Raw genomic sequence first — 14,103 nt, forward strand, 5'->3', positions numbered from 1 at the left:
CTAGAAGGATGCGACCGCGTGGCAGGCAATGGTGGAAACTTCTCGGACTCGCCGGTGTGGTGGGTGTCGCCGCGACCGGGGTCGTCGCGGTGCGCGCGGATCGGCACCGCAAGGCGTACACGCCCGACGAGGTCCGGGCGCGTCTGCACGAGCGCTACACCCGTGCGTACGCGGCCCACGACGGGCAGACGGAAATCGACCTCACCCCGCCCACCTGGCGGGACCGTGTCACCGGTGCCCTGCGCCGCTTTCGCAGGCGGGGCACCGGGACCGATCAGCCCAGTGCCCGGCGGATTCCGTCCGCGAGCTGAGCGACCTGCTCGTCCGTCATCACGAACGCCGGCGAGATCTGCATGGCACCCTGACCGGCCGCGCGCCCCGAGATCCCGTGTTCGCGCAACGTGTTCACGAACGGGAGCGCTTCCGCCGGATCGGCCAGCTGCACCGCCGCGACCGCACCGAGACCGCTGCGCACTTCCTCGACCCGCGGATGGTCGGCGAGAGGCGCGAGGTGCTCGTGCAGTGACGACTCGAGCCGCTTCGACTCCGCCAGCAGATTCTCGCGCTCGATGATGTCGAGGTTGGCGAGTGCCGCCGCGGCGGCACCCGCATGCCCACCGTAGGTGTAGCCGTGCCGCCACCAGACCCCGCCGGCGAAGAACGGCTCGGCCACGCGCGGGGCGATGAACACCGCACCCATCGGGACGTACCCGGAGGTGAGGCCCTTCGCCGTCGTCATCATGTCGGGCTGCAGGTCGAATCGCGTCGATGCGAACCAGTCGCCGCCGATACGGCCGAATCCCGTGACCACTTCGTCGACGACGAACAGGATGTCGTGTTCGCGGCAGATGTCGCGGACCTCCGCGAGATAGCCCTCCGGCGGCAGGTAGACGCCGCCCGCACCGATGACGGGCTCGCAGAAGAACGCGGCGATCGTCTCGGCGCCGATCTTCTCGATCAGTTCGAGCAGGCTCTTGGCGTCGTTCCAGGCGACCGTGGCGGCGTCGGCCATCAACTCGCCGTAACCCTCGCGGTTGGCGGGGATGCCCGCCAGCGCGGTGCCCGCCACGTGCATCCCGTGATAGGCCTTCTGGCGGCCGACCACGATCGTCTTGGACGGCTTGCCCAACTCGTGCCAGTAGCGGCGAGCAAGCTTGGCCGCCGTGTCCACGGAATCCGAACCACCGGACGTGAAGAAGATCTTGCTGCCGGGCACCGGCGCAATGGTCGCGAGGCGATCGGCCAGGGCCGCCGTCGTCTCGGGGACGAAGTCACCGAAGTTCGAGAAATGGGCCACGGTCCGCAACTGCTGCGCGACAGCGTCCGCGATCTCCGCGCGGCCGTGCCCCACGTTGGTGAACCACAGACCTGCTGTCGCATCCAGGTAACGGTTGCCGCGATCGTCCCAGATGTAGGCGCCCTCGCCGCGGGACACCACGAAGGCGCCCTTCTGTTCCACCGCGCCCATGTCCGCGAATCCGTGCCACAGTGCCGACGCCATGCTCATCCCTTCGTGAATCCCCGCCCGAAGGCGACTATGCCACGACGCCCCGCAGAGGATCGTGCCGCGTCACTTCTCCGCCAGGGCGGTGGGGTGTGGCTCGGTGTCGACTCCCGGAATCCCGCGACCGCGGATGGACGCGCCCGCCGTCTCGGCCACGAAGTACAGCGCGACGAGGCCGATCGCGCACGCGGCCATCATGTAGAACGCCGGCATGAGTGAGTTGCCGGTCCATTCGATGAGCAGTTCGTTGACCGCAGGGGCCGTGCCACCGAACACAGACGTCGACACGTTGTAGGCGATGGCGAATCCCGCGAACCGCACGTGGGTCGGGAACATCGCCGGGAACGTCGCCGAAATCGTGGACAGCTGCAGGACGTACAGCAACCCGAGCACCGCGAACGCGAGGATCGCCCATCCGAACCCCTGACGCATCAGCAGGTACATCGGGACGGCGAGCACGATCAATCCCACGAGCGAGCCGTACCACAGCGGTTTGCGGCCGACCCGGTCCGACAACCCGCCGGCGAACGGAATGACCGCCATCATCACGAGCTGCCCGACGATGAACAGGGTCAGCGACGCGGTCGACGTCAGGCCGATCTGCGTCTCCAGGTATGTCGGCATGTAACTGAGCAGGGTGTAATTGGTGACGTTCAATGCGATGACGAGGCCGCCGAGCAGCAGCAACGGCTTCCAGTATTCGGTCACCAGGTCCTTGAACTCGTGGGTCGGCGTCGACTCGACCTCGCCCTCCGCATCCAGCTCACGGAACACGGGTGTCTCCTCGAGCTTGGTGCGCAGGTAGAGGCCGATGAGACCCATCGGTCCGGCGATCAGGAACGGAATACGCCAGCCCCAGGTGGACATGAACGGGTCGGTGGAGAGCAACTCCACCACCAGGACCACGATCGCGCCGAGCGCGTATCCGCCGAGGGTGCCGAACTCGAGGAAGCTTCCGCAGAAACCGCGTTTGCGGTCCGGCGAGTACTCGGCCATGAACGTTGCCGCGCCGCCGTATTCGCCGCCGGTCGAAAAGCCCTGGATCATGCGCAGCAGCACCAGCAGCAGGGGCGCCCAGAAACCGATGACGTCGTATCCGGGCACGAGGCCCACGCAGAACGTCGCACCCGCCATCAGGATGATCGTCAGCGCCAGAACCTGGCGGCGTCCGAGCCGGTCACCCAGCGGACCCCACACGAGGCCGCCGAGCGGTCGCACGACGAACGACACCGCGAACACGAGCAGGGCGTAGAGGGTGGCCGAACCGGTGTCACCGGGAAAGAACGCTGCCGAGATGTACGACACGGTGAACGCGTAGACACCGTAGTCGAACCATTCGGTGGCGTTGCCCATTGCCGACGCCGCGATCGCGCGACGGAGAACACCTGGTGGGAGGGTTTCCTGCTCGGCTGAAGAACTCGCAAATGCCATGTGATCCCGCCTCCTCGGGTCGGTTTCGCGTTCACTCATTGTGGCCCGAGTGGCACGTGTTGTCGCGGCTTTGCCCTTTGCGGACGTGGCACGGAGGCCCACCGACACCGTCTCGGTGACGGTGTGCGGCCACCGTCACACGGGTACCCGCACCCCATGACCAGCCGAATCATCGCCATCGCCGTCGACTGCCGCGAGGCGGAATCACTGGCACGATTCTGGTGCGCCGCACCGGACTACCCGTCGACCCGCCGATGGAAGGACGCGTACGGGCTCGAGTACGTCGAATCGAACGCGCCCGGGTCCCCGTCACTCGTGTTTCGGCCCGTCGACGACCCGAACGTTCCCTGGGCGGTCCTCGCAGACCCCGAGGGCACGAATTCTGCGTGCTACCGGAACGTGGAGCCGACGACGGGACGCCCACGTAGCCCGCGCCACCAGGCCGCGGGCCCGCCGTGGGCGACCCAGTGCCGTACGTGGTCCACGTAGTCCGCCGCCACCCGGACCCACTCGCTCCAGGCACTCGGCGTGGGAAGGGTTTCGACGGAACGGGTCAGGAGGCGATCGATCGCGTCCGAGACGAGCTCGGCGCGTTCCAACTGCACCATGTGCCCCGCACCCGGAACCTCCACCAGCTCCGCGTCCGGCAGATGCCCGGCGATCGCCTTCGAATACCGGAACGGGGTCAGGAGGTCGCGATCGCCGCAGACCACCAGCGTCTCGATGGGTGCGAGCAATGGCACCGCCGCCGTCTCGTCGTGATTCTTGAACGACGGCAGGAAGTCGACGAGGGTCTTGAGGGACGTGTCGTTGATCATCTGCTCGGAGTGCCACATGATCGCCGGACTGATCCTGCGGTCACCGAACGACGCCGACCTCAGGATCGGCGCCAGCACCCTCTTGCTCGCGCCGCGACCGGTCTGCACCACCCGCGGCAGATGCCGGGCCGCGGTGCTGAATCCGGCAACGACCGGCGTGTTGAGGGTCCGCGCGAGCCCCACGTCACCCAGCTTCTCCGCCGCGGTGGCGATCAGACCCACCCCGACGACGCGGGAACCGATCAGATCGGGATGCTGTCCGACGTACGACAGGACCGCCATGCCGCCCATCGAGTGGCCGACCAGCACGATCGGACCCTCGGGGACGAGCGCACGGATCACGGCGTCGACGTCCCGCGCGAGATGCGGGATTGTGCAGGTGTCGCGACGCGGGACCCCGGAGTCGCCGTGCCCCCGCAGGTCGAAGAACACCATGCGGATCGTCGAGCCCCACGCCTCCTCGAGCTGAACCCGCTGGAAGTGCCACCCGGTCATCCGATTGCAGAAGCCGTGGACGAACACCACCGTCAAGGGCGCGAACGCCGGACCCACCTCGCGCACCGCGAGGGGCACACCGTCGTCGGCGGCGACGACACTGCCGCGGTCGCGGCCGAGCAGGTCGAAGTTCTCGCCTGCGAACTCGTCGAACATAGTCTCCCAGCCGTTGCCGAAGTCACGGATGATCGCGCGGACGCCTGTCGTGTGGAGGATAGCGCGGTGCGCGAATCGTCTGCGCGCAGCTTCGCCCTACCGGTCTTCGCCGTACCGCCGGCGCGCACCGAGACGTCCCACCGCGTTGACGGCGAGCGCCATCAACGCCATCGCCGGCAACAACACGACCGCCGTGACGGCCAGCTGGAGGTACCCCTGCTGTCGGGGGTCCAGGAACGGATACGGGTACCAGTCGACGATCGGACCCCGGATCAGGGAATAGGCGCCGTACACGGCCGGGAAGACCAGCCAGCTGAGGCTCTGTGCCTCGGAGATCCGCACCCGGGACGGGGCCACCACCCAGTCGACCAGCAGGACGAGCGGCAGCATACGGTGCAGGGCCGTGTTGATCCAGGCGTCCTGCAGCATGACGTCGATGTTCGCCAGCAGCACCGCGTACACGATTCCGGTGATGACCATGTACAGCGTGGTCGCGCCCCGGAACAGCTGCCAGCCCCGCGACTGCGGATCCCGGACCGCGCCGACGAGCAGGACGACGGCCGCGAGGATGTTGCTCTCGATGGTGAAGTAGCTGAGGTAGTTGGCCAGGGAGAAGTCGTCGCTGCCCGCGCTGCGGAGCGGAATCCACAGCACCGCGATCAGCCCGTAGACGGCGAAGACCGCCCGCAGAACCCGAACGATCCTCTGACCCCGCAGGTCCGTGACGACGGCAGCGTCCATCCGCCGATATTCGCACACGGGCGGGCGCGGCACAGGGCGATCCACCGGGTTGGCTAGGCTGGGGTGCAGCATGTCCACCACAGCACCCAGCCGGCGGGAACTGAAGAACAGCCTCGGCGAACTCACTCTGCGCGACGAACACCGGCTTCGCCGGCGACTCGACCGTGCGCGCACACCCGACGCACTCGCGTCCCTGTCCGACGAGATCGCAGCCGCCCGCGGACGCATCGCACGAAGACTCGACAGCGTCCCCGTCATCGACTACCCTGACTCGCTGCCCGTCAGCCAGCGCCGCGACGACATCGCGAAGGCGATCGCCGAGAACCAGGTCGTCATCGTCGCCGGCGAGACAGGCTCCGGCAAGACGACGCAGATCCCGAAGATCTGCCTCGAACTCGGCCGCGGCGTCCGCGGCCTCATCGGACACACCCAGCCCCGCCGTCTCGCGGCGCGGACGGTTGCCGAACGCATCGCCGAGGAACTCCGCAGCGAACTCGGTGAGACCGTCGGCTACACCGTGCGATTCACCGACCAGGTGTCGGACGGCACGCTGGTGAAACTGATGACCGACGGAATCCTGCTCGCCGAGATCCAGCGCGACCGGATGCTGCGCCGGTACGACACGCTCATCATCGACGAGGCCCACGAACGCAGCCTCAACATCGACTTCATCCTCGGATACCTGCGACAGCTACTCCCGCGCCGGCCCGATCTGAAAGTCATCATCACCTCGGCCACGATCGATCCGGAACGCTTCGCGCAGCACTTCGCGACCGACGACGGGGTGCCCGCGCCGATCGTCGAGGTGTCCGGACGCACCTTCCCCGTCGAGATGCGTTACCGCCCACTCACGGTGGACGTGGGCGACCAGACCTTCGACCGCGACCCCGTCGACGCGGTGTGCGAGGCGGTCGAGGAACTGTCCGGCGAGGGCGACGGCGACATCCTGGTCTTCCTCTCCGGCGAACGGGAGATCCGCGACACCGCCGACGCGCTCCGCGACCGCAGACTGCGCGGCACCGAGATCGTGCCCCTGTACGCCCGGCTGTCGGCGGCCGAACAGCACAAGGTGTTCACGCCCCACACCGGGCGGAGGGTCGTGCTGTCGACGAACGTCGCGGAAACCTCCCTCACCGTGCCCGGCATCCGGTACGTCGTGGACCCGGGAACCGCCCGCATCTCCCGCTACTCGGTGCGCACCAAGGTGCAGCGCCTGCCCATCGAACCGATCTCGCAGGCGTCCGCCCGCCAGCGTTCCGGGCGTTGCGGCCGTGTGGCCGAGGGCATCTGCATCCGCCTCTACTCGGAAGAGGACTTCGAGGCGCGGCCCGCGTTCACCGAACCGGAGATCCTGCGCACCAACCTCGCATCCGTCATCCTGCAGATGACGGCGCTCGGACTCGGCGACATCGCCGCGTTCCCGTTCGTCCAGCCGCCCGACCCGCGGGCCGTCCGCGACGGCATCGGCCTGCTCGAGGAACTCGGGGCGATCGAACGGAAAGCCCAGAACGAGCAACCCGTCCTCACCGCTGTCGGACGCGAACTCGCGCAGATTCCCGTCGATCCGCGCATGGCCCGGATGCTCGTCGAGGCACACAGGAACGGCTGCCTGGCCGAGGTGCTGGTCATCGTCTCGGCCCTCTCGATCCAGGACGTGCGGGAACGTCCCGCCGAATTCCAGCAGGCAGCGGACGAGAAGCACGCCCGGTTCACCGTGGAGAACTCCGACTTCCTCGCCTTCCTCGAACTGTGGAAGTACCTGCGCGAGCAGCGGAACGAGTTGTCGTCCAACCAGTTCCGCAAGATGTGCAGAAACGAGTTCCTGCACTGGCTGCGCATCCGCGAATGGCAGGACCTGCACGGCCAGCTCCGGCAGATCACCCGCGGGCTCGGCTGGGACACCACCGATACCCCGGCCGGCGAGGCTGCGATCCACCAGTCGCTCCTCGCGGGACTGCTGTCGCACATCGGACTCCGAGAGGGTGACAAACGAGACTTCCTCGGGGCCCGCGGAAGCCGATTCGCGGTCTTCCCCGGCTCGAGCCTGTTCAAGAAGCCCCCGAGATGGGTCATGGCCGCCGAACTGGTCGAGACGTCCCGGCTGTGGGCGCGGATGTCGGCCAGGATCGAACCCGAGTGGGCGGAGAAGCTGGCGCCGCACCTCGTGAAACGCACCTACTCCGAGCCGCACTGGTCGTCGAAGCGCGGCGCCGCCATGGCCTACGAACGCGTGACGCTGTACGGGATCCCGCTCGTCGCCCGGCGTGCGGTCACCTACAGCACCATCGATCCCGAGACGTCCCGGGACCTGTTCATCCGCCACGCTCTGGTGCAAGGCGAATGGCAGACGCAGCACAAGTTCTTCCACGCCAACCGCGCCCTCCTCGAAGACGTCGAGGAACTCGAGCACCGCGCCCGCAGGCGCGACATCCTCGTGGACGACGACACCCTCTACGACTTCTACGACCAGCGCGTCGGCCCGGAAGCGGTCTCCGCCCGGCATTTCGACTCCTGGTGGAAGGTCGCCCGCCGCAAGAACCCCGACCTACTCACGTTCACCCAGGCAACGGTCGTCAACGCCGAGTCCGCCGCAGTACTCGGCGGCGAGTACCCCGACGCCTGGCGCCAGGGCGACATGCAGTTCCCCCTCACCTACCAGTTCGAGCCCGGCACCGAGGACGACGGCGTCACCGCCCGCATCCCGATCGCGCTGCTGGCGGGCCTGCGCCCGGTCGGCTTCGACTGGCTGGTCCCCGGCATGCGCGTCGAACTGGTCACCGCCCTGATCAAGACGCTCCCGAAGACCCTTCGCCGACAGGTGGTTCCGGCACCGGACTTCGCGGCCGCCGCACTGGCCGCCGTGAAACCCCGCTCCGAACCGCTCACCATGGCGATGGCCCGCGAATTGTCGCGACTCGGCGCCTGTCGCATCGATCCCAAGGACTTCGACGTCACCGCGCTCCCCGACCATCTGCGCATGACGTTCGCCGCCGTGGACGAGAAAGGTGCCGTCCTCGGCCGGGACAAGGACCTCGTGTCGCTGCGCAAGTCGCTCGCTCCCCGCGTCCAGGTGGAGGTGGCGAAGGCGGCCTCGAATTCGGAACGGCCGCCCGCACTCACGTGGACCCCCGCCACCCTCGGTTCACTCGAAGCCACCGTGACACGCGAACTCGGCGGCCAGAAGGTCACCGGCTACCCCGCCCTGGTCCCGGAGGGTGACGGTGTCGCCGTCCGCGTGCTCAGCACCGCGGCGGCGCAACGATCCGCTATGCGCGCCGGAACGCGGCGGCTGCTGCTCGCCGCCGTTCCCACCCAGGCGAAGACGGTCACGTCGGGGCTGAGCAACGCACAGCGACTGGCGCTCGGGCAGAACCCCGACGGCAGCCTCGACGCACTGATCGACGACTGCCGCAACGCCGCCGCGAACCAGGTGATCGCCGCGCACGGCACGCCGGTGCGCACCCCGCAGGAGTTCGACGCCCTCGTAGCGACGGCGCGCGCCGAGATGGCCCGGAACGTGGCGGTGCTCCTGCGACTGGTGTCGCCGGTGCTCGAAGCGGACCACCGGCTCGCCGTGGTGCTGGAACGCGCGACCGGTGAGGCCGCCGACGACGTGCGTGAACAGCGGCAGTCGCTGCTGTTTCCCGGATTCGTCGCCGACATCGGTGCCACTCGCCTCCGTGAACTGCCCCGCTACCTCGCCGCTGCGGCGGCCCGTCTCGACGCTCTTCCCGGGAGCGCACCGCGCGACCAGAAGGGAATGGACGTTCTCGACCGGGTGTACGCCGGATACGAACGCATGCTCGCGGGCCTGCCGGAAGAACGACAGCACACACCCGAGGTCGACGCCATCCACTGGATGATCGAGGAACTGCGGGTCAGCCTGTTCGCTCAAACACTCGGAACACCGATCCCCGTCTCGGAGAAGCGCGTGATCAGTGCAATGGAGAAGGTGCGCTGACGCGCAGGGCAATGGAGAAGGTGCGCTGACGCGCAGGGCAATGGAGAAGGTGCGCTGACGCGCAGGGCAATGGAGAAGGTGCGCTGACGCCTCGGCTCAGGCGTCGTCGCGGGATTCGCGGTGTTCGCGTAGCTCTTTGATCTCGCGAGCGAAGTCCTCGGCGGAGCTGAACGACCGGTACACGGACGCGAAACGCAGGTACGCCACCTCGTCGAGATCACGAAGCGGACCGAGAATGGCGAGGCCCACCTCGTTGCTCGGGATCTCCGCGGAACCCGACGCCCGGACCGCGTCCTCGACCTGCTGGGCAAGAAGATTCAGGGCGTCGTTGTCTACCTGCCGGCCCTGGCAGGCGCGGCGCACACCCCGCACCACCTTCTCGCGGCTGAACGGTTCGGTGACACCACTGCGCTTGACCACCGACAGCACAGCGGTCTCGACGGTGGTGAACCGGCGACCGCACTCGGGGCACGAACGGCGGCGACGGATGGCCTGTCCTTCGTCGGCTTCTCGCGAATCGACCACACGTGAATCGGGGTGCCGGCAGAACGGGCAGTGCATGGCGATTCCTTCGTCGTAGCCGTCGTGGCCGCAACTGTTCGCCTCCCCCGATGGCGAACCGACGAAAACGGATTCACGCAGCGGATGCACGATCTCGACGCGACCACACGAAGTGGTGGGACTGACAGCATCCGAGACTACTCGGCCGCCCGAGGGGACAGTCATGCAGAGCCACCCCCGTCACCGGTCAGAGGACGACGGGACGATCAGACTCTGACCCGGGTGGAGCGCCGAATTGGACATGGCGTTCAGCTCCATGATTCGCTCGACCACCTGTGCCACCGGCAATTCCGGGGAGATCCGCGCCGCGAGCGCGGCCAGGCTCTCCCCCTGCTGCACCTGCACGACCTCCGTGGCCGCCGAGTTGCTCACACCGTCGGTGGTGGCCAGCTGAGCCACCCCGACGAGCCCGCACAACACACCCGCGGTGATCACGACACTCGCGAGCACCATCCGCCAGCCGACATCGTTCGACCCGCGCGCGTGATCGGCGCGGGAGACCCCGGTGTGAGTGGGCCGGTACGCGACGGCGCCGGACGACGGCCGCCGCAGCTCACCGTCGGTGCGACGGGGGCGCGGCTCGGTCCGGTACGACCGTGCGGCCCCGGAACGGACGACACCTCGTTCGAGTGCCTGCCGGTTCAGCACTGCCTGCCGATGGAGAACTGCGTTGCTCATCGGTACCTCCGCTGCTCGTATCCGTTGTAGTCAGATCCGTTGTCGTCAGATCCGTTGTCGTATCCGCTGCCGACCCGGTCGGCGTCCGACCCCTCCGGGCGTTCGATCACGCGTTCGAAAGAACACATGTTCGATTTCTACCACGGCACTCCGACAATGTCCCTACTTCTCGCGACACGTGTCGAACAGATGTTTGAAACTCCGAGGAAAGCGGGATAGATTCGTGTCACGCGGCACAGCAGTCACATGCGACCCATACCGAGAAGATCCACATACAGACGGAGGCACCTCGCCATGAAGGACGACAGCTCGACCGACGGTTCGACTCCACGTGTGAGCGGTGGCTCCGCCGCCGGGTTGACCGACCGGCAGCGCCGTGTCCTCGAGGTGATTCGCACGTCCGTGAACGAGCGCGGTTATCCGCCGAGCATCCGCGAGATCGGCGACGCCGTGGGGCTCACCTCCACGTCCTCCGTCGCTCATCAGCTGCGCACGCTGGAGCGCAAGGGCTTCCTCCGCAGGGATCCCAATCGTCCGCGCGCGGTGGACGTACGCGGCCTCGACGAGGTGGCGGCGGGAGCCGCGGCGAACGCGAGCGCCGCCGTCGGACTGGCCGCGGTCAAGTCCGGTGCCGACGGCGCACCTCTGCCGGAACCCACGTTCGTCCCGGTCCTCGGCCGGATCGCCGCCGGTGGCCCGATCCTCGCCGAGGAAGCAGTCGAGGACGTCTTCCCGCTCCCCCGTGAACTGGTGGGCCAGGGCTCGCTGTTCCTGCTCAAGGTCGTCGGCGAATCGATGATCGATGCCGCGATCTGCGACGGCGACTGGGTGGTGGTCCGTCAGCAGAATGTGGCGGAGAACGGAGACATCGTGGCAGCGATGATCGACGGCGAAGCCACCGTCAAGACGTTCAAGCGCACCGAGAACGAGGTGTGGCTGATGCCGCACAACCCCCTGTTCGATCCGATCCCCGGCAACGATGCGGTCATTCTGGGCAAGGTCGTCACGGTCATGCGCAAGATCTAGTCACTGCCGCGTGGAGACACGAGGAGGCCCCACGGCGACTGCCGTGGGGCCTCCTCGCATCCATCCCGGATACGCAGGTCGCGCCTCGTCAGAGATTGAGGCCGCGACCGATGATTTCCTTCATGATCTCGGTGGTACCGCCGTAGATGGTCTGGACACGGGAATCCATGTACGCCTTGGCAATCGGGTACTCCTTCATGTATCCGTAGCCGCCGTGCAGCTGCAGGCACCGGTCGATCAGCCGGACCTGCGCCTCGGTGGTCCACCACTTGGCCATCGCCGCTTCCTGCACCGACAGCTTCTCGTCGTTGAGCAGTTCGATGAACTTGTCGACGAGCACTCGGACGGCCGTTGCCTCGGTGGCGAGTTCCGCGAGCACGAAGCGGGTGTTCTGGAAGCTGCCGATCGACTTGCCGAACGCCTTTCGGTCGCGGCAGTACTGGATCGTCATGTCGAGTGCCGATTCCATTGCGGCCGCGGCTACCACGGCGATCGACAGCCGCTCCTGGGGAAGGTTCTTCATCAGGTAGAGGAAGCCCATCCCCTCCTCACCGAGAAGGTTGGCGGCGGGAACGCGGACGTCGGTGAAGCTGAGCTCCGCGGTGTCCTGCGCCTTCATCCCGATCTTGTCGAGGTTGCGGCCGCGTTCGAAGCCCGGCATGTCCCGTTCGACGACCAGGAGGCTGAATCCCTGCGCCCCCTTGTCGGGATCGGTACACGCGACGACGATCACGAGGTCGGCGTTGATGCCGTTGGTGATGAAGGTCTTGGAACCGTTGAGGACCCAGTAGTCGCCGTCGCGCACGGCGCGCGTCTTGATGCCCTGCAGATCGCTGCCGGTGCCCGGTTCGGTCATCGCGATGGCCGTGATCAGCTCGCCCGACGCGAAGCCGGGCAGCCAGCGCTGCTTCTGCTCCTCGTTGCTCAGTTCGAGCAAGTACGGCGCGACGACGTCATTGTGCAGGGTGAAGCCGATCCCGCTGTACCCGCCGCGGGTGGTCTCCTCGGTGATTATCGCGTTGTACCGGAAGTCGCGCACACCGCCGCCGCCGAATTCCTCCGGGACGGCCATGCCGAGGAAGCCCTGCTTGCCGGCCTCGACCCACAGGCTGCGGTCGACGATGTTCTGCTCTTCCCACTTGGCGTGGTTCGGCTCGGCATGCTGTGCGAGAAACTTGCGGTACGACTCCCGGAACAGTTCGTGCTCCGGTTCGAACAGGGTGCGCTCCACGCCGACTCCTCGTATCAACTATCTGGGTCCGTCTCGTTCGACGGTAGAGGCGAGGAACTACGTGGTGAATGACCCAGGTGATCGGGATTCGTGACCCATTCGGTCACCGTGTCAGGGCTTGCGGAACCGCGCGAGCGAGCGCATCACCGGGTAGGCGACGAGGATGCCGACCGAACCCCACGCGATGCCACCGAGTTCCACGGACCCGATCGTCAGCGTCAGGTCGCCGATGCCGGCGACGAGCGCCGCAGCGACCACGGTGAGGTTCACGGGGTCGGTGAAGTCCACCTCGGCGTCCATCCAGATGCGCACACCGAGGACGCCGATCAGGCCGTACAGCACGAGGGTGGCGCCGCCGATGACACCGTTGGGCACGGTGAACACGAGGGCACCGAACTTCGGTGAGAACGCGAGAACCACGGCGGTGGCGGCCGCGACCCAGTAGGCGGCGGTGGAGTAGACCCGCGTCGCGGCCATGACTCCGATGTTCTCGGCGTACGTGGTGGTCCCGGAGCCGCCGCCGAATCCGGCAAGGGTGGTGGCCAATCCGTCCGCGACGAGGGCGTCGCCGGCGACGTCGTCGAGCGACCGACCGGTCATGGCCGACACCGCCTTGACGTGGCCGACGTTCTCGGCGACCAGGACGATGACCACGGGCAGGGTCAGCGCGATCACGGACCACTCGAACGTCGGTCCCCGCAATTCGGGCACGCCGAACCAGGCCGCCTCCCGCAGCGCCGTCACCCGCTCCTCGGCGAGTCCGCCGATCACGGCTGCGAACACCCAGCCGACGACGACCCCGACGAGGATGCCGAGACGGCCCAGCAGTCCCGGACCGAGCACGGTCACGAGCAGGATCGCCAGCAGGGTCACCCCGGCGATCAGCGGTTGCGATTCGAACGAATCCACCGCGGTGGGTGCGAGATTGAGCCCGATCAACGCGACCACGGCGCCCGTGACGACCGGCGGCATGACGGCGTCGATGACCCGCGATCCGGCCAGCTTCACCGCGATGCCCACCACGAGCAGCAACAGACCCGCAGCGGCGACACCGCCGAGTTGCGCGGCGGGACCCGAACTCTGCGACGCCGTCAGCGGCGCGATGAATGCGAACGACGATCCGAGATAGCTGGGGATGCGGCCGCGGGTGATGAGCAGGAACAGGGCCGTCCCGATACCCGAGAACAGCAGTGTCGTCGTGACCGGGAACCCGGTGATGGTCGGCACCAGGAGGGTGGCGCCGAACATCGCGATGACGTGCTGCATCCCAATTCCGACCGTGCGCGGCCAGGTGAGGCGCTCGCCGGGAGCGACCACCTCGCCCTCACCGATCCGCCTGCCGTCACCGTGCAGCGCCCACCCGAACGCCCGCGTGGGGGTGGACGGGCCTGCTGAGCCGCCGGCCGGACCGTCGGGGGCGTCGGTTTCTCTTTTCGTCACAGTTCGCCAATAGTAGGCACGATCTGGGAGTTTCGCGCCCTCGGGACCGGATCCCGCAGCA

General features: G+C 67.6%; 13 protein-coding genes. 4 read left to right on the forward strand and 9 right to left on the reverse strand.

Annotation, left to right across the window (positions count from 1 at the left end; translation table 11 throughout):
- Positions 1–8: 8 nt before the first annotated feature.
- Positions 9–311 carry a hypothetical protein gene (locus JVH1_RS02005; protein ID WP_009480052.1) on the forward strand — a complete coding sequence of 101 codons (303 nt, stop codon included), beginning with the start codon at positions 9–11 and terminating at the stop codon, positions 309–311.
- On the opposite strand, the gene JVH1_RS02010 is transcribed toward JVH1_RS02005, so the two are convergent.
- The gene (locus tag JVH1_RS02010; protein ID WP_009480051.1) at positions 275–1,507 is read right to left on the reverse strand and encodes an aspartate aminotransferase family protein; all 1,233 of its coding nucleotides are present in this window, start codon (positions 1,505–1,507) and stop codon (positions 275–277) included. The genes JVH1_RS02005 and JVH1_RS02010 overlap by 37 nt on opposite strands.
- A 63-nt stretch (positions 1,508–1,570) precedes the next feature.
- The gene (locus JVH1_RS02015) at positions 1,571–2,935 is read right to left on the reverse strand and encodes an MFS transporter (RefSeq protein WP_009480050.1); all 1,365 of its coding nucleotides are present in this window, start codon (positions 2,933–2,935) and stop codon (positions 1,571–1,573) included.
- Positions 2,936–3,091: 156 nt separating this feature from the next.
- Between JVH1_RS02015 and JVH1_RS02020 the strand changes: the two genes are divergently transcribed.
- The gene (locus JVH1_RS02020) at positions 3,092–3,424 is read left to right on the forward strand and encodes a VOC family protein (protein ID WP_337461717.1); all 333 of its coding nucleotides are present in this window, start codon (positions 3,092–3,094) and stop codon (positions 3,422–3,424) included.
- On the opposite strand, the gene JVH1_RS02025 is transcribed toward JVH1_RS02020, so the two are convergent.
- Both JVH1_RS02025 and JVH1_RS02030 read right to left on the reverse strand, forming a co-directional pair.
- Positions 3,325–4,404, reverse strand: coding sequence for an alpha/beta fold hydrolase (locus tag JVH1_RS02025; protein WP_009480049.1), 1,080 nt, complete (start codon positions 4,402–4,404; stop codon positions 3,325–3,327). The two genes, JVH1_RS02020 and JVH1_RS02025, sit on opposite strands and share 100 nt — an antisense overlap.
- A gap of 96 nt (positions 4,405–4,500) precedes the next feature.
- Complete coding sequence (locus tag JVH1_RS02030) at positions 4,501–5,145, reverse strand: Pr6Pr family membrane protein (protein ID WP_009480048.1); 645 nt, start codon at positions 5,143–5,145, stop codon at positions 4,501–4,503.
- 70 nt (positions 5,146–5,215) lie between these two features.
- Between JVH1_RS02030 and hrpA the strand changes: the two genes are divergently transcribed.
- A complete protein-coding gene (gene hrpA / locus JVH1_RS02035) occupies positions 5,216–9,106 on the forward strand; it encodes an ATP-dependent RNA helicase HrpA (protein WP_009480047.1) in 3,891 nt (1,296 codons plus the stop codon).
- A 96-nt stretch (positions 9,107–9,202) separates the two neighbouring features.
- Here the strand turns inward: hrpA and nrdR are convergent, their stop codons facing one another.
- The 3 genes from nrdR to JVH1_RS02050 all read right to left on the reverse strand — a co-directional run bounded on the left by nrdR (position 9,203) and on the right by JVH1_RS02050 (position 10,473).
- Positions 9,203–9,667, reverse strand: coding sequence for a transcriptional regulator NrdR (nrdR, locus tag JVH1_RS02040; protein WP_015890458.1), 465 nt, complete (start codon positions 9,665–9,667; stop codon positions 9,203–9,205).
- Positions 9,668–9,847: 180 nt separating this feature from the next.
- Entirely contained in the window at positions 9,848–10,345 is a 498-nt protein-coding gene (locus JVH1_RS02045) for a LysM peptidoglycan-binding domain-containing protein (RefSeq protein ID WP_009480045.1), read from the reverse strand.
- Entirely contained in the window at positions 10,342–10,473 is a 132-nt protein-coding gene (locus tag JVH1_RS02050; protein ID WP_272943951.1) for a hypothetical protein, read from the reverse strand. Before JVH1_RS02050 ends, JVH1_RS02045 begins: the two co-directional genes overlap by 4 nt.
- Positions 10,474–10,639: 166 nt before the next feature.
- On the opposite strand from JVH1_RS02050, the gene lexA reads away from it, so the two are divergent.
- Positions 10,640–11,371: a transcriptional repressor LexA gene (lexA, locus tag JVH1_RS02055; protein WP_009480043.1), complete on the forward strand. Its 732-nt coding sequence runs from the start codon at positions 10,640–10,642 to the stop codon at positions 11,369–11,371.
- Positions 11,372–11,459: 88 nt separating this feature from the next.
- On the opposite strand, the gene JVH1_RS02060 is transcribed toward lexA, so the two are convergent.
- Together JVH1_RS02060 and JVH1_RS02065 are read right to left on the reverse strand one after the other, a co-directional pair.
- A complete protein-coding gene (locus JVH1_RS02060; protein WP_009480042.1) occupies positions 11,460–12,602 on the reverse strand; it encodes an acyl-CoA dehydrogenase family protein in 1,143 nt (380 codons plus the stop codon).
- Between the two features lie 111 nt (positions 12,603–12,713).
- Positions 12,714–14,042 (reverse strand): uracil-xanthine permease family protein, encoded by a 1,329-nt coding sequence (locus JVH1_RS02065; protein WP_009480041.1) that lies wholly within the window; start codon positions 14,040–14,042, stop codon positions 12,714–12,716.
- Positions 14,043–14,103: the final 61 nt, after the last annotated feature.

The organism is Rhodococcus sp. JVH1, assembly GCF_000280725.2.
In the GTDB taxonomy this organism is placed as follows: Bacteria; Actinomycetota; Actinomycetes; order Mycobacteriales; family Mycobacteriaceae; genus Rhodococcus_F; species Rhodococcus_F jostii_A.

What these genes read in the sequence shown, in the direction of transcription:
- JVH1_RS02005 (WP_009480052.1), top strand. Translation starts at nt 9, where the DNA reads ATGCGACCGCGTGGCAGGCAATGGTGGAAACTTCTCGGACTCGCCGGT.
- JVH1_RS02010 (WP_009480051.1), bottom strand. Translation starts at nt 1,507, where the DNA reads ATGAGCATGGCGTCGGCACTGTGGCACGGATTCGCGGACATGGGCGCG.
- JVH1_RS02015 (WP_009480050.1), bottom strand. Translation starts at nt 2,935, where the DNA reads ATGGCATTTGCGAGTTCTTCAGCCGAGCAGGAAACCCTCCCACCAGGT.
- JVH1_RS02020 (WP_337461717.1), top strand. Translation starts at nt 3,092, where the DNA reads ATGACCAGCCGAATCATCGCCATCGCCGTCGACTGCCGCGAGGCGGAA.
- JVH1_RS02025 (WP_009480049.1), bottom strand. Translation starts at nt 4,404, where the DNA reads ATGTTCGACGAGTTCGCAGGCGAGAACTTCGACCTGCTCGGCCGCGAC.
- JVH1_RS02030 (WP_009480048.1), bottom strand. Translation starts at nt 5,145, where the DNA reads ATGGACGCTGCCGTCGTCACGGACCTGCGGGGTCAGAGGATCGTTCGG.
- hrpA (WP_009480047.1), top strand. Translation starts at nt 5,216, where the DNA reads ATGTCCACCACAGCACCCAGCCGGCGGGAACTGAAGAACAGCCTCGGC.
- nrdR (WP_015890458.1), bottom strand. Translation starts at nt 9,667, where the DNA reads ATGCACTGCCCGTTCTGCCGGCACCCCGATTCACGTGTGGTCGATTCG.
- JVH1_RS02045 (WP_009480045.1), bottom strand. Translation starts at nt 10,345, where the DNA reads ATGAGCAACGCAGTTCTCCATCGGCAGGCAGTGCTGAACCGGCAGGCA.
- JVH1_RS02050 (WP_272943951.1), bottom strand. Translation starts at nt 10,473, where the DNA reads ATGTGTTCTTTCGAACGCGTGATCGAACGCCCGGAGGGGTCGGACGCC.
- lexA (WP_009480043.1), top strand. Translation starts at nt 10,640, where the DNA reads ATGAAGGACGACAGCTCGACCGACGGTTCGACTCCACGTGTGAGCGGT.